This is a genomic window from Acidobacteriota bacterium (assembly GCA_016196035.1).
Classification (GTDB): domain Bacteria; phylum Acidobacteriota; class Blastocatellia; order RBC074; family RBC074; genus JACPYM01.
On sequence record JACPYM010000090.1, the window covers coordinates 73,241 to 91,412 of the forward strand.

12 protein-coding genes and 1 pseudogene are annotated in these 18,172 nt (G+C 57.0%); 7 read left to right on the forward strand and 6 right to left on the reverse strand.

The genetic code is table 11. The annotated features are described in order from the left end of the window. Nucleotides 1-92 precede the first annotated feature (92 nt). The gene (locus HY011_26175) at nucleotides 93-2,165 is read left to right on the forward strand and encodes a S9 family peptidase (GenBank protein MBI3426433.1); all 2,073 of its coding nucleotides are present in this window, start codon (nucleotides 93-95) and stop codon (nucleotides 2,163-2,165) included. Between the two features lie 275 nt (nucleotides 2,166-2,440). Here HY011_26175 and HY011_26180 read toward each other — a convergent pair whose 3' ends face one another. Beyond that, the gene (locus HY011_26180; protein ID MBI3426434.1) at nucleotides 2,441-3,376 is read right to left on the reverse strand and encodes a sulfurtransferase; all 936 of its coding nucleotides are present in this window, start codon (nucleotides 3,374-3,376) and stop codon (nucleotides 2,441-2,443) included. A 272-nt stretch (nucleotides 3,377-3,648) separates the two neighbouring features. On the opposite strand from HY011_26180, the gene HY011_26185 reads away from it, so the two are divergent. The 4 genes from HY011_26185 to HY011_26200 all read left to right on the forward strand — a co-directional run bounded on the left by HY011_26185 (nucleotide 3,649) and on the right by HY011_26200 (nucleotide 7,551). Then, a complete protein-coding gene (locus tag HY011_26185) occupies nucleotides 3,649-4,338 on the forward strand; it encodes an esterase family protein (protein MBI3426435.1) in 690 nt (229 codons plus the stop codon). Nucleotides 4,339-4,425: 87 nt separating this feature from the next. Then, a complete protein-coding gene (locus HY011_26190) occupies nucleotides 4,426-5,196 on the forward strand; it encodes a hypothetical protein (protein ID MBI3426436.1) in 771 nt (256 codons plus the stop codon). A gap of 222 nt (nucleotides 5,197-5,418) precedes the next feature. Next, nucleotides 5,419-6,738, forward strand: coding sequence for a tetratricopeptide repeat protein (locus HY011_26195; protein MBI3426437.1), 1,320 nt, complete (start codon nucleotides 5,419-5,421; stop codon nucleotides 6,736-6,738). Between the two features lie 258 nt (nucleotides 6,739-6,996). Further along, a complete protein-coding gene (locus HY011_26200; protein MBI3426438.1) occupies nucleotides 6,997-7,551 on the forward strand; it encodes a hemerythrin domain-containing protein in 555 nt (184 codons plus the stop codon). Between the two features lie 203 nt (nucleotides 7,552-7,754). On the opposite strand, the gene HY011_26205 is transcribed toward HY011_26200, so the two are convergent. The 4 genes and pseudogenes from HY011_26205 to HY011_26220 all read right to left on the reverse strand — a co-directional run bounded on the left by HY011_26205 (nucleotide 7,755) and on the right by HY011_26220 (nucleotide 10,570). Next, nucleotides 7,755-8,216: a hypothetical protein gene (locus HY011_26205; GenBank protein MBI3426439.1), complete on the reverse strand. Its 462-nt coding sequence runs from the start codon at nucleotides 8,214-8,216 to the stop codon at nucleotides 7,755-7,757. 78 nt (nucleotides 8,217-8,294) lie between these two features. Further along, nucleotides 8,295-9,518: a TIGR00300 family protein gene (locus HY011_26210; GenBank protein ID MBI3426440.1), complete on the reverse strand. Its 1,224-nt coding sequence runs from the start codon at nucleotides 9,516-9,518 to the stop codon at nucleotides 8,295-8,297. Between the two features lie 299 nt (nucleotides 9,519-9,817). Continuing rightward, nucleotides 9,818-10,162: an MmcQ/YjbR family DNA-binding protein gene (locus tag HY011_26215; GenBank protein ID MBI3426441.1), complete on the reverse strand. Its 345-nt coding sequence runs from the start codon at nucleotides 10,160-10,162 to the stop codon at nucleotides 9,818-9,820. 78 nt (nucleotides 10,163-10,240) lie between these two features. Next, nucleotides 10,241-10,570: pseudogene (locus tag HY011_26220) on the reverse strand (MmcQ/YjbR family DNA-binding protein). A gap of 186 nt (nucleotides 10,571-10,756) precedes the next feature. On the opposite strand from HY011_26220, the gene HY011_26225 reads away from it, so the two are divergent. Then, complete coding sequence (locus HY011_26225; protein MBI3426442.1) at nucleotides 10,757-12,292, forward strand: VWA domain-containing protein; 1,536 nt, start codon at nucleotides 10,757-10,759, stop codon at nucleotides 12,290-12,292. A gap of 280 nt (nucleotides 12,293-12,572) precedes the next feature. Then, on the forward strand, nucleotides 12,573-16,169 hold the full coding sequence (locus HY011_26230) for a TonB-dependent receptor (protein MBI3426443.1): 3,597 nt from the start codon (nucleotides 12,573-12,575) through the stop codon (nucleotides 16,167-16,169). A gap of 186 nt (nucleotides 16,170-16,355) precedes the next feature. On the opposite strand, the gene HY011_26235 is transcribed toward HY011_26230, so the two are convergent. Further along, entirely contained in the window at nucleotides 16,356-17,954 is a 1,599-nt protein-coding gene (locus HY011_26235) for a VWA domain-containing protein (GenBank protein ID MBI3426444.1), read from the reverse strand. Between the last annotated feature and the right edge of the window lie 218 nt (nucleotides 17,955-18,172).

Genomic DNA, 18,172 nt, shown 5'->3' on the forward strand with positions numbered 1-18,172 from the left:
CGGTTTGATACCCAAGCCGCGACAAGCCGGCAGCTTGTCGAACAACTTAACGTCTTCGTGGAAGTGTTTTTCCAGTGCTACAAGGAGCGACCATGTTCTCCAAATTCTCCCGGCTTGCCTGCTTGCTGCTGTTGGTTTCCACCTTTGCCCAGGCGCAAACCAAACGCCCCATTACGCACGAAGACGTCTGGCTGATGAAGCGTGTCGGCGCGCCCGTGCCTTCGCCCGATGGTAAATGGGTCGTGTTTTCGGTGGTTGAACCGGCCTATGACGAGAAAGATCAAGTCTCGGATTTGTGGATTGTGCCCGCCGATGCTTCGGCAAAACCGCGTCGCCTCACGAACACCAAAGGCGGCGAAAGCGGCGCTACGTGGTCGCCCGACAGCACGCGCATCGTCTTTGCCGCACGACGCGAAGGCGATGAGGTGGCGCAGCTTTACATCCTGGATGTCGTCAATGGCGGCGAAGCGCAGCGTGTGACTTCGCTCTCGACTGGCGCGCGCAGTCCGCAATTTTCACCCGATGGCAAGTGGCTACTCTTTCAAAGCAGCGTCTATCCGGGCGCGCTCGACGATGCCGCCAACCAGAAAATCGCCGCCGACCGCAAGGCGCGCAAATACAACGCCCGCGTTTATGAAAGCTTCCCGATTCGCAATTGGGATCGTTGGGTTGACGAAAAGCAAACGCATGTCTTTGTGCAGTCGCTCGAACCCGGCAGCAAGGCGAAGGATTTGCTGGCTGGCACGAAGCTGGCGAATGAAGCGGGCTTTTCGGGCGCGTTCACATCTGGCGGTGATGATTTGCAGGCGGTGTGGACGCCGGACAGCGCGGGCATTGTGTTTGTGGCGATGACGAATCGGAATGCTGCGGCATACAGCGAGACGAATACGAATTTGCACCAAGTCGCTGTAACTGGCGGTGAACCGAAGGCACTGACGATGGGTAAAGATAGTTACAGCAATCCGAAGTTCAGTCCAGAGGGAAAGACACTGTTTGTGGGGTTCGAGCCAAGCACTCAATTCACTTATAACACCTCACGTCTTGTCGGCTTGGCTTGGCCTAACTTGGATTCTAGAAAGACGCTAGTTGACTCTATGGGCAGTTTTGCAATTAGCCAAGATGGCAGGACGATATACTTCTCATCTGAAATGGGTGGCTTTGAATTGGTGTTTGAGGTTCCTGTAACAGGGCGCCTTAGTGTTGGCTATAAAGTGCTGGCTAGCGCACAACGAAATGGCTGTTACACCAACCTTGCGACTGGAGGTGGAAAGGTCTTTGCTAACTGGGAAAACGCAACCCACCCACTCGAAATTGTTAGGTTAGAGGGGTCAGTTTACGCCAAACCGCTTACGAGCTTTAATGCCGAACGAGTTACTCAACTTGACTGGCAATCATTGGAAACTTTTGAGTTCACGAGTAAGCAAGGGCGCAAGATTCGCAGCTTCATCGCTCTACCACCCAACTTTGACGAAAACAAAAAGTATCCGCTCTTTGTCGTCATCCACGGCGGGCCGCATTCGATGTGGCGTGATCAGTTTGTGCTGCGCTGGAACTATCACCTGTTGGCTGCGCCAGGTTACGTCGTGTTGTTGACCAATTACACCGGCTCGACCGGCTTTGGCGAAAAGTTCGCGCAGGCGATTATGGGTGACCCGCTCAAAACGCCCGGCGACGAGATCAATGAGGCTGCCGACGAAGCGATCAAGCGTTTCAAGTTTATTGATGCCTCACGCCAGGCGGCGGGTGGTGCGAGTTACGGTGGCCACTTGGCCAACTGGTTGCAGGCGACGACAACGCGCTACAAATGCCTGATCTCGCACGCGGGGTTGGTCAACCTGGAAACGCAATGGGCAACCAGCGACACCATCTACGACCGCGAACGCAATAACGGCGGCCCGGTTTGGGAGCAAGGCGAAATCTGGCGCAAACAAAATCCGATCCGCTATGCCGCGCAATTCAAAACGCCGATCCTGCTCAGCGTGGGCGAACAGGACTTCCGCGTGCCCATGAACAACACGCTGGAAAACTGGAGCGTGCTGCAACGCATGCGCGTCCCCAGCAAGTTGCTGGTCTTTCCCGAAGAGAATCATTGGGTGCTCAAAGGCGAGAACAGCCGCTTCTGGTATGGCGAAGTGCATGCTTGGCTGAAACGCTGGTTGAACTGATTTGGCGACTTAGAGTGGTTTGCACTTCGATGTACGAGAAAATTCGCGGAGCGGGGCGGTACCGCGCGCGTGAGCAAGCGGTGTCTAGGCGGTTCGGCCAACGGCATAAGCTTGACGCGCCGCTTGCTCACGCGCGGTACCGTCCCAGCGCTACACGTTATTCCGTACATTCAATTGCAACCCGCTCTAACGTCAAACGCAAAGTATTGCCGTGCGCGCGGGCCTTCTGCTCGCGCGCACGGCGTGGCGAACGTGAAATGGTTTGTGCTACCCGGTTACTTTTTTTCTTTTCCTTTGACGACTTCGGTTCCTTCCACGCCGACCCATTCGCTCATCGAGCCGTCATACAGCAGCACGTCATAGCCGAGATACTTGGCGACGAAGTACGAATGCGAGGCCTGCATGCCGGTGCGGCAGTAAGTGACAACCGTTTGGCCCGGTTTGACGCCCGCGCTCTCGTAAAGCTGGCGCAATTCAGCGACGGGCTTGAGCACCGGGTTTTCGGGGCTGACCAGATGCTGCATCCAATACAGACTGGCCGCGCCGGGAATGTGACCGGGGCGTGCGAGGCCGCCAGCGTCTTCGCCTTCGTATTGTTTGGCGGGTCGCGCATCAATCAGGGCGACATTCGGCGCGCTTTGATTGGCGGCTGTCCAGGAAAGATCGCGCACGGCGGCAGCTTCGACTTTGACGCCGGGTCGTAAACGCGGCGTGAAGGCGGCGCTGGCGGGTGTGACTGCTTGCGTTGAGACTTCGCGCTTTTCCGCTTTCCATTTTTCCAACCCGCCGTCGAGCAAGGCCGCGCGTGCGCCGTGGCCCAGATAATCAAGCGTGAAATAGACGCGCGCCGCGGTCAGGCCGGCGTTGTCGCCATAAATGATGATGCGCGTTTCATCGCCGAGGCCGAGTCTTTCAAAGACTTTTTGCAAATCGGCGATGGCTGGCAATTCGTTGGCGATGCCGTTGCGCGTGGTCAGAATCTCTTTGGTTGCAAGAAAGCGCGCGCCGGGCAGATGCCCCTCGTCGTAATGTTTGCGGTCTGCCGCCGCGTGCAATACGACGACCTTGGGGTTGTGGAGTTCTTTGGCCAGCCATTCCGTCGTGACCAGCATGCTGGCGCGCACGGATGGACTGGGCGCGCGCGATTGCCCGCGCGCTTGCGTAACGGGCAAACACAACAAGGAGCAAAGCAAGAGGACATGAAATTTCATAGGGCAGTCTCTCCTCAAAGCGAATTGGTAAATGTTGTTGAGCGTCGCTGCATTATGACAGGCCGCAGGAATGGCGCAAATGTCAGTTTGCACAATCCCGGCGGGTTGGGGTTGACCAGCTTGCGCTCGTGCTGAGCCAGCCTCTACAATCGCGCCGCATTCAAAGGCAGCCAGACATTTTCAGCGCTGCCATTTTACCCGCATAAATACAGGAGCTTTCACCGATGCGTCGAGACATTACCAGTTGGTACAGCGAGCGCTTGCAACAGGAGATGCCGCTTGTGGCTTATGGGCATTTCGGCCCGCCCGTACTGATGCTGCCCACGGCGGCGGCGGATTATTTGGAATACGAACGCTTTTATCTGATTGACTCGGTCAAACATTGGATCGAAAACGGGATGGCCAAGCTGTATTCGGTCAATAGCGTCAACCGGCTGGCGTTGCTCAATGACCAGGCGACGCCGCCGGAAAAGATTGAATGGTTGAATCGTTATGACAGCTATTTGACCGAAGAAGTCTTGCCGCTGATCCGCCAGGATTGCGGCGGCGCTGTTAAACCGCTGGTGGCGGGCATTAGCCTGGGCGCTTATCTGGCGGCCAATACCTTCTTTCGTCATCCTGATCTGTTCGGCGGCGTCATCGCCATGGCCGGCAGCTATGACATTCGCAGTTATCTGGATGGCTATTACAACCAGAGTGTCTACTTCCACAACCCCGTAGATTACCTGCGCGAGTTGAATGACGAGTATCACTTGCCGATTCTGCGGCAGGGCGGGCGGCAGATCATTATCTTCACGGGACAGGGCGCATTTGAAGCGCCGGAGCGTTCGCGCCAGCTTTCGAGCATTTTAGACAGCAAAGGCATTCCGCATTGGCTGGATGTGTGGGGGCAGGATGTGAACCACGATTGGCCCTGGTGGCGCAAAGCGATGCCGTATTACTTTGGCAAACTGTTCGGATAGGCTAAACTCCAACTTCGCGCAGGTCCCGCAATTAAAGCTGCGAGCCGCCGCACGCGTCTCATCACAACTTTTGAGGAGCAGTTCAGTATGAAAAACGCAATCAAGCTTTCGTTCGCATTTGTGTTGGTTGGTGCTTTGGCCAGCCTTTCTTTCGCCCAGAACGCCAAACCTGTTGCCAAGCCGGCGGCCAAAGTTGCTGCGAAACCAGCGCCCAGGGCCGTCAAATTCAGGGGCAAAGGCGATGGCATCACAACCTGCCCGGTGACGGGGGAAGAATTGGCCAACAAAGATATGCACGCCGATTTCTATGGCCGGACGGTGTACTTCTGCTGCGCCGGTTGTCTGGCTAAAGCGCAGAAGACTCCGGCGGCTTACCTCAAACAGACCGAAGCGGCGCAACTGGCCGCCGTCAAAAATATGCCGAAAGCCAAAGGCCACGGGCATGCGGCGCCCGCCGAGCAGAATGAGCACGCCGAACACGCCGGACACGCTGCCGTAGAGGTGAAATTCATGGGCAAGGGTGATGGCGTCGAGACTTGTCCCGTGACAGGCGAGCCGGTCAACAAGAATCTCAAGGGCGAGGCGCTGGGCCGCACCTTCTATGTGTGCTGCGAAGGCTGTCTGGACACGGTCAAGCAAAATCCTGCCGCGTATCTGAAACCGCTGGCTGCCGAAAAGACCGCTACGGCATTTCTGGGCAAAGGCGACGGCATTGAGACTTGTCCGGTAACGGGCGAGCCGGTTGACAAGAGCCTCAAGGGTGAAGTCAACGGCCAAACTTTCTATGTGTGTTGCGCTGGTTGTTTGGAGACTGTGAAAGCCAACCCGGCGGCATACTTGAAAGCGGCCAGGAAGTAACAGGGATTTTTCTGAGGGCATTGTCGAGAGCCGTTGCGTGCCAAGTGCATGCAATGGCTCTTTCTGTTGCCGGAAAAATTCAATTGCTGTAATGCCCGTGCAGTTTTTCCCACCTTTTCATAGCCGGGAAATTGGCAGGCTTGGCCGCTCCCCACAGCACACCCGGTTCATTCGTCCCGCAAGTAGAATCTAGCCAGTTCAGTTTTTGGGAGAGTTGTAGGAATGAAGATCAAGCAACAGTTATTGCGCCAACCCTGGGCCGAAGCTAAAACGCGCCTCCTGGTGGCGGTGTTGCAACAGGAACGAGTGCGGCATTTGGTGCGTTGGTGGTTGCGGCGCGCGCGCACGCCAGCGGAGGCTGCGCAGGCGACGGCGCAATATGTGAGCCTGGCGCAACAGGCGGGGCGGGCTGACGAAGCCTTAGCCGAATTGCAGCGGACGCTCTCCCTCTATCCGACCTTGAGCGCGGTCTGGCTGCTCAACGGACGCACGTTGCATGACTTGGGCCGTTACGAAGAAGCGCAGAAGAGCTTGACCGAAGCCTGCGAACTCGACGCGGAGCTCAGCGTCGCCTGGAGCTTGCAAACGACTGTCTTATACCAACTGCATCGTTGCGAAGAGGCGCTCGAGAGCGGGCGGCAGGCCTTGCTGCTGAACGAAACGGATGATGCTTGCTGGAATACGCTCGGACTGGTGCTGACGGCGTTGGACCGCCACGAACAGGCGGTGATGGCCTTCTCGACGGCGCGCGAAATCAAGACGGATCTTCCCGACGCCTGGCGCAATGAAGGACAAGCGCTCAACGCATTGGGAAGGCACGCAGAGGCATTAGAAGTGCTGGCGACCGCCCTGCAACTTGCGCCGCATGACTTGGAAATCCCACTCGCCCGCGCGCGCGCTTTGACGGCGCTGGGGCGGCCCGCCGAAGCCGTCGCGTGTTATGACCGTTATTTATCCGGCCACCCGTTTGAGGCCTCGGTGTGGGCCGAACGCGCCTTGGATTTATGCGCAGCGGGGGAACGTGAAAGAGCTGTCGCCAGCGCCGCCCGTGCCGTCGAACTGGCGCCGGAAACAGGCCGCTACTGGCTGAATTACGGCATCGTACTGGACGACGCCGGCAGTATCGGAGAGGCGCTTTCCAGTTATCAGCGTGCTCTGGAATTGAGTCCGAACATTCTAGCAGCCTGGCATCATTTGGGCCGCCTCTATCTGCGCGAATTTCTAGCCGCCGTCAAACAGCAGGATTTGCCCTTGGCCGAACGCCACTGGCAGGCCGGCGTGCGTGCCGGGCGGCAAGGGCAAGCGCTCGAATGGCAACGGCTGGAATTCGATTTCCTGCAAGGCGCTGTCGTGCTTGGACAGATGGAATTTGCGCTGAAACTGATGCTTGGTTTGGAAGACGGCAACCCGCAGCTTGGCCCGCTGCAATGCGCCATCGAAGTCATGCTTTCCGGCAAGAATACCGTTTTGAAACGGCTGCCACGCGAAATGCGCCGTCAAACCGAACAATTGATCGAACGCCTTCAGCCCCTCGCCGCCTAACGATTCAATCAGCTTGGCCGGGACAATTGCTGAATTATTCGCTCGCAGCAGGCACGCGAAATGCCGTGCATGAAGCAACTGTTTGCAAGAGCCTGTCGCCGCGTACTTCCTCGCAAGGGCATGGCGCAGGTCGTTCGTAGTGGGCGATTTCCCGCAAAAAACGTTTGAGGATATGATATTGGCGAATTGGTTGGCGGCCCTCCTTTCTATCTTGTAAGCCGGATGTTGGAGCGTGCCCAAAAAAGCTGAGAGAAATTTATGTCAAGACCGACACACCAACTTCGCCACGAACATCGCGTCATCGAAAAAGTGCTGCGCGCGTTGGATGGAATTTGCTGGCGGCTCGAAAATGCAACGCCTGTGCCGGTGCCTGCACTGAGGCAGACGCTGGATTTTCTGCGCCATTACGCCGACCGTCTTCATCACGCTAAAGAAGAGCAGCATCTCTTTCCGCTGTTGGAACAAAGTGGCATTGAGGATGAACACGGAGCCCTCGGCTTTTTGCGCCAGGAGCATACCACTGAACGCGAGTTGTTGAGCGAGTTGGAATTAGCCTTGGATGAATATCAAGCCGGTGATCCGCACGCTTCAGCGCGTTTTGCGCTGGCCGCGCGGCAGTTCAGCCAACACCTACTGCACCACATCCAACAGGAAGACGCCCTCCTGTTCCGTTTGGCCGAAGCGCTGCTGGATGAGCCAGACAAAGAGGAATTGACTTGGTCGCTGTTGCACGCGCAGGGGCAGGTGGGCGCGCACGAGGCGCAGCATTACGAGCAAACCGCTGAAGCATTGGAAAAGGCCTGGACGATTTAGCCCTGTAAATGCCGCACAGCTCAAAAGCCGACAAAGCGCCGCGCGGGCAAGGCTCGAATTCGAGCCTTGCCCGCGCGGCGCTTTGCTTACAAGCCTGATTCGGGCACCGTGATTCAGCCAAAGGCAAATGCCCAAGTCTGTTTCTGACAATCCCTCAATTGTTTCTGTGAATAGCCGCAGCGTTGCTTAGCTGGTCATGCCCATCAGGCCCCGTTGACCAATGTTTTCAGTTCGCGGCCAAACTTAACGTCAATCTTGCCGGAGCGTTCTTCTATCACTAAGCCGGTGCCGAATTTGGGATGTTCAATGCGATCACCGACCTTGAATCGGGATTGCATTGAATAGGGGCGGGCCGGGCCAGCCGCTTGCTCCAATTCCGCCAGCGTCTTTTTCGAGCCGCCTGAAGCGGAGCGCGTGCGCGTCGAAGCAGTGCGCGTCGTAGCCTTCTTTTCGCGATAAATGTGGTTGCTTTGGCAGGTGCGGCATTGCACCCGCTCAATGGCGCCCGTCGGGCTAATCGCGGCGATGACATGCTCGCGGGTATCTTTACAACGGCCGCAATGGGTTTCGACATCGCCGCCCAATTGCGGCTTCTTGATAATACCGAGAGAATTTTGCATGGAGATCGTTTCTAAAGGATTTGCTGTTTTGGTGGTTTCAATCATAGGTTCTCAGGAAATTGTCTATCTCAATTGGAAACACAATTTACCTTAAAAGACAGGATAAAGCAAAAGCGCTACTTATTACGTCCAAAGCCGTTGCGCCAGCAAGTTTAGAAACGTTCCGACATCTGTCACTACGCCCACGGTTTGGGCCGAACCGCGATCTGAAAGTTTGGTGACCACCGCCGGGTTAATATCCACGCAGACCATGCGCACCCACGAAGGCGTCATGTTGCCCACGCCAATCGAATGCAACATCGTGGACAGGCAAATCACCAGCTTCGCCTCAGTGATTTGTGCGGCGTAAGCTTCCTGCGCCTTGAGCAAATCCATTTCGGTATCCGGCAGCGGGCCGTCATCGCGGATCGAACCGGCCAGCACGAAAGGCACCTCGTGTTTGACCAGTTCGTACATCACGCCCGACCGCAGCGCGCCCGCCTCGACCGCGCCTTTGATTGAACCGTAGCGGTTGATCGTGTTGATGGCGCGCATGTGATTTTTGTGGCCTTCTTCGATAGGGTTGCCGTGCTCAAGGTCAACGCCGAGTGAGGTGCCGAAGAGAGTGTGTTCGATGTCGTGCACGGCGATGGCATTGCCGGCGAGCAGCGCGTCCACATAGCCTTTGCGGATAATCTCGCAAAAGGCTTGCGAGCCTCCTGTATGAATCACAACGGGGCCGGCGACAAAGATGATCCGGCCGCCTTCGGCTTTGATCTGGCGCATGATCTCGGCGATTTTGCGGACGGCAGTTTCAGCACGGCGCTCCGAAGAAATTTCATTCGCCATGAATGCGAAGCCCAGCCGGTCGCGTTCCTTGAATTCGGGCTGGATGCGGATTCCATGCTTGCCGCACAAAATCTGTTCGCCCGCTTTAACTTCGCGCAGCTTGCGGCATTCAGCGGTTTTCCCATTTGCACCATCCTTGAGGATGATGACCGCGTCCATGCGCTGTTGACTGACTTCGATCCAGGCGCCGCCGGAGCGCACAAAGGTGCGATGATTGGTGGTGGAATAGAAATCGTCCGGCACGACTTTATCGAAGGGCGCGGGTTTGAGGATGGCATCTTCGGTTTTGGCTTGATAACAGCCCAACTCGACTAACTCAAGGAGCGTTTTATCGAGCGTCTCTTTGTTCGGCGCACTGACCCGCAGTTTCAACTGCGAGAATTCGTCGTTGGTGCGGCCCAGCCGGAACTCTATCACTTCATAAACCGCGCCGCACTCGATCACTCGATCCATCACCCGGGCGAGAATCTGCGAATCCACCAAGTGGCCTTCGGCTTCGACAATTTCAGCGTAATTCATAGTGGCGAGAAAGTAGCATAAGCGCGCGCCGGCTGCCTACCAGGAATGCGTGTGGGAAACGTTCGTGCCAAGGCTTTGCAAAGTCTTCAAAACACCTGCAAAGACACTACCCTGAATGCTGAACCCTGAACCCTGACTCCTGCTAGCTTGAAAATCAGCGACATTTTCAAGCTAGCAGGAGTCAGGGTTCAGCATTCAGTCAAGTCGCTCAAGTGCTGTTGTTGGCGGCTTGGCAAAAGCCTTAGTGTTTTTGCTGCCACTGAGCACACCACCAACGAAGTTCTTTAATCGTTGCGGCCTCACGCCAGCAAGGCCTGCAACTTTTTCGGTGCGACCATGCGATAGGCTTGACGGATGTGGGAGGCGATTTCGTCTTCGCGATTGCGATCCAGATGGACGCCGATCCAGCCGAACGGCCCTTGATATTGCGGGATAAAAAACTTCTCCGGCGCGGCTTCGACCAGCATGGCCTGCACGCCCGGCGGTGCTTTTAGCCAGAGTGCAATGTGTCCATCGCCGTGATGATTGTTTAGATACATCGCAAACATCTTGCCTTTGACTCGGAAGGTGGGCGAACCCCAGGCTTCTTGCTCTTCCACTTCGGGCAGCGTCAGGCAAAGGCGGCGCGCCAGGGCCAGATACACTGTGCCATCTGCTTTGGGTTTGGGCGCTTCGCGTGGTTCCAGCGCGGGCGGCGCGTAGTTACCACTCTCGAGTTGGTTGATCTGTTTGGCGGAAGCTGCGGCGTGCCAGGCTTGTTCGAACAATTCCCGCAATCTCGCGTGGCGCACCTTGTCCAGCCGCACCAGTACCCAAGGATAGTTCAGATAATGCTTGGTGACGAAAAAGGCTTGCGGGTCGGCCTCGATCACCAGCTCGCGGTCGGCGCATTTGAGCACGAGCGTTTCGCCGTCGTCGTGCAGCCGCGCCAACAGCTTGTTGCGCACGCGAAAGGCCGGCGTGCCATACGACGTGCCTTCCTCGACGCCGGGCAGCGCGTTCATCAACTGGCGCACGGTCTCGAAAGTGACTGGTTCGGCTTTCTTTTTCATGACTCGTTTCCTCGAAGAAAAAGCGGTTAAGTTGCGCGTGACAAGATGCCAGCTTAACGGACGGATTTCCAGTTCATCCGCAATCCCCGGCCAGCGGCCGTTTGCGCCACCGTTCATGCGGGAGTAGCATCCGCACTGTTTCGGCAACCGCACAACGTCAACGGCTTATGACAAAAAGAGGTGTTTATGCGCTTCAGCACGATTCGAATTTTTCTCATGCTTGGCTTTGCCCTGACGCTGCTCTTGGGCAACGGCGTGAATAGCGCCGCGCAATCGGCGCATCGCCAGCGCTATCCAAAAACCAAACCGAATGAGCCCGCGAATGAGCCACCGCAAACAACACTACCCAGCCAACCCTCAACTACACAGTCAGCAACCACACAGCAGGCCGGTCAAAAGCCCAAGACTGAGCCGAAAAAAAACGACGGCCAACCAAACGAAAATCTGCCGGACGTGCCAGCCAATGCTGAGGCGATCAAGATCGAAACCGAACTCGTCACTGTCCCCGTGATTGTCAGCGACCACAACGACATTTATGTGCCCGATCTGGCCAAAGAGGAGTTCACGATTTATGAAGACGGCGTCAAACAGGAGATCGCCTTCTTCGCCACCGACAAGGAACCTTTCAATGTAGTGCTGATGCTCGACACCAGCGCCAGCACACAAGAAAAGCTCGGGCTGATTCAAAAGGCCGCCAAGGATTTCACCACGCAGTTGCAGCCACAGGATCGCATCAAGGTGATGGCGTTCGACGAAGCCATCCATGACTTGAGCGAATTCACCAACGACCGCGCCCTGTTGCGCGCCGCCATTGACCGCACGCGACCGGGCAAGGGCACCATCCTTTACGACGCCATGAAATATGCGCTCAATACGCTGCTCAATCTCCGTTCATCTGGGCCAGCGGGGGGCCGCAAGGCCATCGTCATTTTCACCGACGGCGTTGACAGTTACAGCGACACGACGCGCTACGAAGACAACATCGCGCAACTGGAAGAAGCGGGCGTTATCGTGTACCCCATCCGTTACGATACGCGCCGCGATGTCGAAGCCATGCTGCGCGGCCAGCCGCAAAACGGCACACCGGGCGGGATGCCGGGCGGCACGCTTCCAAATGGCAAACGCCCGCCCATCGGGACTACGCCGCCCACGACGCCGGGCGATGATTCGCAAAGCCCCGTTCCGACCAGCCGTCCGGGCGGCAAAGACCCTTATGGGCTGCCGCTGCCGCCGATCAGTATTCCCATACCAGGCCGCTACCCCGGCGGCGGTCGCTATCCCGACGACCGCGGGCGGGGACGTTATCCAGATGAGCGCGCTCCCGGTGGCGGGCGTTACCCAGATAGCCGTAACCCAAACGACCGGAGCGGCAATCGTTACCCCGATGAACAGCTTCCTGACGCGCGCTATCCCGGCCCGCCAGACCCCCGACGTAATCGTGACGATGCGCTTTCGACAGCCTTGGACGGGATGTATCGCACGGCGGCGTTGTATTTGAATGAACTGGCCTCAGTCTCTGGCGGCAATCTGTACTTTGCGGAAGACCTCAACCGGTTGACGGATGTCTTTGCCAAGATTGCCGATGAATTGCGCAAACAGTATTCGCTCGGTTATTACCCCGCCAATCAGGCGCGCGATGGGCGCTACCGCAAATTGCAGGTCAAGGTGCGCCGCAAGAACGTGGTGGTGCGGGCGCGGCCCGGCTATCGCGCGCCGAAATAGCGCTCTGAGTTCCTCGTCATCCGGCAGCGCTCTGAAAATGGATCGGCTTTAACATCGGCCTATCTGCAAATAATAGTCCAATTTTCTTGAAGCGCCCTTCGCCTTGTTGTAGCATCCGTCTGCAAAATTCAGTTCTTCGCTTTGGCAATCAAGATAAATACAAAAGCGAACAGTCCACATCAACAAATCAGACAGCTTTGCCAGGAATATCTGCGGAATATCCGCTCAACATGCTTTGGGTCTGCGTGCCCAAGGCTTCATCACACTTTGGAGGTCTCCGATGCATTACCAGAAATTACCATCACGCGTGCGGCTGGTGTTGCTCACTATGGCAATACTGCTGCTGGCCGCTCCCCTATCTTTTGCGCAATCGGCCACTGGCGGCATTCGTGGTTCAGTCACCGATCCAAACGGTGCGGCGATTCCCAATGCCACGATCACGGCCAAAAATCCCGCTACTGGTCTTGAACTCAAAACCACGTCCAACAGCGAAGGGCTTTATAGCGTGCCGCGCATTTTGCCCGGCAAATTTAGCATTACGGTCGAAGCGCAAGGTTTTAAGAAGTCCGAAGTCACAGACATCGAAGTCTCGCTGGGCAAGGACACCGTGATTGACGTCGCGTTGCAAGCGGGCGCGATCAGCGAAGTAGTCAACGTCCAAGGCGGCGCTGAAGCCGCGCTGGTTGAAAAAGACACGGTGCAGATTTCGACCACCTTCCAGCAAAAGAAGGTCGCTGATTTGCCCATCAACGTGCCAGGCGCGGGGTTGGATCGTATTGCTTTGCTATCGCCGGGCGTCACGGTCGGCTTTGGCAACGTCAATGGCAATGGCCTGACGCTTTCGGCCAATGGTCAGCGCGCGCGTTCCAACAACTTCACGATTGACGGCGTTGATAACAACGACCTTTCGATTGGCGGACCGAACTATTTCGTGCGCAATCCGGATGTGGTCGGCGAGATTCAAATCGTCACTAATAACTTCTCGGCGGAATACGGGCGCAACACGGGCGCGGTGGTGAATTATGTCAGCCGTTCTGGTACCAATGCCTATCACGGTTCAGCCGGTTGGGATCATCAAGACAACTCCAATTTCAATTCGCTGACCAACATCGAGAAGCGCCGCGGCGACAAAGAGCCGGCAGCGAATTTGAACAACATCTTTACCTATGCGGTTGGCGGGCCAGTGTTGAAGAACAAGGTCTTCTTCTACACAACCGGCTATTTCCGGCGCAATCCGCAACTGTTAGATTTGACCACGACTTCGCTGGCGCCGACGACCGCTGGCATTGCCGCGCTGAAAGCTGCTTACCCGAATAATGCGGCGATCCAATACTATGCCGATTATTCGGCCTTCAGCCTGCCGTTGGGCAATCCGACGCCTCGTCCTGACGTGGCGCAATCATCAATCACAGTCGGCACGACTGTCGTGCCGATGGCGGCGGTGCGCCGCTTGGTGCCGTTTAACAACCGGCAAGATGAATACACGGTGCGCAGCGATGCAAACTTGACGGACAAGCACCGTTTCTGGGGCCGTTATTTCTGGCAGAAATCGCCGAACGTCAACGCTGGCATTGGCGTGGACGGTTGGACGTATGACAACCCGGCGCTCTCAAAACAAATCGGTGGCGGCTGGAACTGGACGATCACAGCGCGGTTGAATAACGAATTTCGCTTCAATTACTCGAAATTGTTCGTGCTCTTCGGTGGCGGCACCACCGGCGGCAAGGGGCAGATTCCCGAAGTCGAAAAGATTGATCAGGCGTTCGCGCGTTTGACGACGACCTTTACGGCGGCGAATGGCGCGGCTGTTCTCGGTGTCGGCCCGGCGACCAATTTGCCGCAAGGCCGCAACGTCGAGTCCTATCAGTTCAGCGACAATCTGGCGATGACGCGCGGCAATCATCAGATGAAACTGGGCGCGGATATTCGCAAGCTCAAGAACACCGCGCCTTTCCTGCCGAATGTCAACGGCAACTTCCAGTTCGACAACTTGACGCAGTTTGCCGCCAACACGCCGACCACGCTGACCGTGGCGCTCGGCCCCTCGACGTTGAAGTACGACGAAGTGGATCAGTTCTATTACTTCCAGGATGACTGGCGGTTCCGTCCGAACATCACCTTCAACCTGGGGGTGCGTTACGAAAACACCGGACAGCCGATCAACCTGCTGAACAAGGTGACGGTCGAACGCGAAAGCAACACTGCCAACGCCTTCTGGTTGCAGAGCCTGCCGCTCGAGGCGCGCACCAATCCGAAAATTCCGGTGGATGGCAACAACTGGGCGCCACGCCTGGGCCTCGTCTATTCGCCAAAATTCACCGAAGGCATTTTGGGCAAACTACTGGGCAGTGACAAAACCACCGTGCGCGGCGGCTTTGGCATGGCTTATGACGCGACCTTCTACAACCTGATGCTCAATATCTCGACTGCCGCGCCGACGGTTTTCCTGACGACAGTGGCGGGAACCTTCGCGGCAGTGCCGACAGCCAGTCCGACGGGCGATAAAGTGCGTGCGGCGGCGGTGGCGAGCGGCCAGATTGCGTTCAATAAATTCGATCCGCGCTTCCTCAATCGCACGACCATCAACCCCAATATGCGCGCGCCGTATGTTGAGCAATGGTCATTCGGCGTCCAGCGCGAGATTGGCCGGAACGTGGTCGAAGTGCGTTACGTCGGTAACCACAGCGTAGGCCAGTTCCAGACGATCAACCAGAATCCGTTCATCGGCAATATCGTCAATGGCTTCTCGCGCACCTACTACGATCCGGTGTCAGCGAGCAACAAGACGCTGGCATTGGCTGGCTTCCCGAATGCGATCCCGTCAAGCATCAAACCGTTGACTGCGGCGACTTGTTTTGACAAACCGGAAACGCCCTACAACGAAGGCGCTTGCCTGGGCCGCGTCTACCAAGCGGCAGCGGCGCGTGAACGCATCAACGGCGCGCAATCCACCTATCATGGCTTGCAAACCCGCTTCGATGGCCGGTTCAAGAGCGACATCATCTATGGCATGAGCTATACCTATTCACATGCGATTGACAATGTCAGCGAAGTCTTCCAGTTCAACACGGGCAACTCCAACCCGGTGGCGCAAAACCCGCTGAATCTGACCAGCGACGAACGCGGCAATTCGGGCTTCGACGTGCGGCATTCGTTCACGGCGAATCTGATTTGGGAACTGCCCTTCGGCAAGGGCCGCCGCTTCCTGGCGAGCAGCAAGAAATGGGTGAACCTGGCCGTGGGCGGTTGGCAGATGAACGGAACTGCGCGCGTGCAGAATGGCGTGTGGTTCACGCCGATTCATCCGACTTCGGCGAATAACCCTTATGAAGACACGACCTTCATGAACGGCTTCATCGGCGTGGCGCAGATGCGTCCGTTCAATGGCAATCCGAAGGCGGCGCTCAATTCCGTGGCGATCACGGATGTGGACGCTTGCATCTTCTACAGCCTATGCGGCACGCAGGGCGGCCAGCCGATTCTGCGCACGAGTTCGTCGGGCTATTATCTGATGTCCGATTTGAATAAACGTGATTCAGCGGGCAATCGTATCTTCACGCCGGTCACGCCGAATGATGTGCGCTTCATCATCAATGGCCCCGGCGCAGCGCAAAAGTTCGGCACGCCCTTTGGCAATGTCGGGCGCAACACTTTCCGGGGCGACCGCATCGAGACGGTGGATTTCAGCGTCTTCAAGACGTTCACCATCACCGAGCGCGTCAATTTCCAATATCGTTTGGAGATGATCAACGCGCTCAATCACCCGATCTTTGGCATTCCGAACAGCATCAACGTGAACAACCTCAACTTCTTCAACTTCCAAGAGAACAGCGGCGGACGCCGGGTGATCTCGATGGGCTTGCGGTTGCGGTTCTAAACTTTCCCGCATGTTCGTTTGAACTGTGTTAAAACCAAGCCGGGCGGGCAGGATCGCAATGATCTTGTCCGCCCGGCTCTTTGATTGAGGCAGTACCGCGCGCGTGAGCAAGCGGCGCTTGGCAGGCTTTTCCCTGGTACGGTAGCTGACGGCTCCGCTTGCTGACGCGCGCGGTACTGTCCCGGTTCAGTCCAGCCGTCGGATCGTCAGATCATCAAACGTTGCGGCCTTCCCATTGAAAAGCAAACTGATGGCGCCCGCCTGATGCGTTTCATCTTTGAGTGAAGCCACGAGCAGGCCATTGATGAACAGTTCGATTTGCGGCCCACGGCAACGCACCTTGATTTGATTGCTTAGGCCGATCACCGGTTCTCTGTCCGCGCGCCGCAAGATCGTGCTCTGGCCGTTGGCGACTTTGCTCAGCGTGAACATGCCCATGTGCCTGCCGGGGAAGGGGGCCAGGCTGAGTTCGTAATAGCCATGCGGATTGACGCGAAAGGAAAGCCCCATAACGGAAAGTTCAGTTGCTCCGATGCTGCCGGGGGGCAGGACTTCGCCAGCCAGCGCGGCGTTGACGGTTAGTTCGAAGTCTTTGTATTGAAACGGCGGTAGCGGGATGACCGCCGCGCCGTGTACGTAATACTTGCCTTTTTTGACGTAGGTCTTTTCGGTTTGCGGCCACTGGCTGCTGGGTTGATCGAAGGTTTCCCGATAGAGCGGCGGCACGGGCGTTTCAGCGGGTTCGCGCGGCGTGAGTGTGAAGACGGCGGTTTCTGCGGGTTTCGTGCTGGCGGTTTCGGTGCTGCTGCCCACTTCCGCCGCAGGATCGAACGGTTCGGTCAACCGATAACCCTGCCGTGTTTTGATTTGTGGCGGGCTGACGTTGCGCACTCTGACTTCGAGACGGCGGTAACGGTCATCGCGTTCCTGGTTGGCGGGGTAATAAGCCAGCGTGTATTGGCGGCGCAAGCTGGCGGCGATGCGCGTGATGGTGTCGGCTAATTCCGCCGCGTTTTTCGGAAAGAAGGTTTCGGCCCCGGTTTCCGCCGCCAGCGTTTTGAACACGAGGCGCGGGTTGTCTACGAACTGGCCGCCCATCAATTCAATTTTTTTGTCGTCGGTTTGATAGGCGGCTGCTTCGAGCGAGCTGAAAAAACCGATGATGTAAATTTGGGTGTTGCTTTGCTGAACGCGTTTGAGCAAAGCGTCCAGCCGCAACCGGCTGTGCTGATCGCCGCCATCGGTCACGACAATGAGCGCGCGCCGCCGGTGTTTGCCGCGTTGCAAATGTTCCAGCCCGGCGTTCAGCGCATCGTAAAACGCCGTCCCCCCCTCGGCCCACAGGCGGCTGAGCGGTTTGGCCATCCGGGCATATTCCGAAGTGAAGTCCATCACCACGCCTGCTGTTTCATTGAACGCCAGACAAAAGGCTTCGTTTTGCGGATTGCCCGCGCGCAGAAAGGCCTGCAAGACAGCTTTGGCATTTTCCAGTTTGCCGGTGTCGCCCATACTTTGGCTGCGGTCAATCAGCAGTCCGAAGCTGATGGGCTGATCTTCGGCCCCGAAAAAATCCAGCTCCTGCAACTGGCCGTCTTCATAGAGGACGAAATCCGCCTGCTTCAAGTTGGTGAGCGGTTGTCCCTGTTTGTCGGTGATGCCAACGCTGAGTGTCACGAGGGCCGTATTGATGCGCAGCGTGTCAGACTCCGCCGCTGGTTTCTGTTGCGCCAGCGTGGTGGTCAGTAACCCGCCAAGCAAAGCCAGTAATCCCAGACTTCGTTTCATACGCAAAGCTCCCTATCGTTTTTATGCGTAAGCCCGCCAGTACTTTGGCTGGCCGCGCGCACCCCACAGACCTTTTGCTGACGCCTGATTCCCGGTTCCTGATGCCTGATAAGCTGAAAATATCGGCCGATTTTCAATTTGTCAGGCATCAGGAGTCAGGAATCGGGCGTCAGCAAAACCGTTCGCACGCTCTCGCTGGCGACTTTGCAAAAGCCCTG

Bases quoted from the DNA above. Each gene is read 5' to 3' on its own strand.
- HY011_26225 (MBI3426442.1), top strand. From the start codon at position 10,757: ATGCGCTTCAGCACGATTCGAATTTTTCTCATGCTTGGCTTTGCCCTG.
- HY011_26205 (MBI3426439.1), bottom strand. From the start codon at position 8,216: ATGATTGAAACCACCAAAACAGCAAATCCTTTAGAAACGATCTCCATG.
- HY011_26235 (MBI3426444.1), bottom strand. From the start codon at position 17,954: ATGAAACGAAGTCTGGGATTACTGGCTTTGCTTGGCGGGTTACTGACC.
- HY011_26185 (MBI3426435.1), top strand. From the start codon at position 3,649: ATGCCGCTTGTGGCTTATGGGCATTTCGGCCCGCCCGTACTGATGCTG.
- HY011_26175 (MBI3426433.1), top strand. From the start codon at position 93: ATGTTCTCCAAATTCTCCCGGCTTGCCTGCTTGCTGCTGTTGGTTTCC.
- HY011_26190 (MBI3426436.1), top strand. From the start codon at position 4,426: ATGAAAAACGCAATCAAGCTTTCGTTCGCATTTGTGTTGGTTGGTGCT.
- HY011_26195 (MBI3426437.1), top strand. From the start codon at position 5,419: ATGAAGATCAAGCAACAGTTATTGCGCCAACCCTGGGCCGAAGCTAAA.
- HY011_26200 (MBI3426438.1), top strand. From the start codon at position 6,997: ATGTCAAGACCGACACACCAACTTCGCCACGAACATCGCGTCATCGAA.
- HY011_26230 (MBI3426443.1), top strand. From the start codon at position 12,573: ATGCATTACCAGAAATTACCATCACGCGTGCGGCTGGTGTTGCTCACT.
- HY011_26180 (MBI3426434.1), bottom strand. From the start codon at position 3,376: ATGAAATTTCATGTCCTCTTGCTTTGCTCCTTGTTGTGTTTGCCCGTT.
- HY011_26210 (MBI3426440.1), bottom strand. From the start codon at position 9,518: ATGAATTACGCTGAAATTGTCGAAGCCGAAGGCCACTTGGTGGATTCG.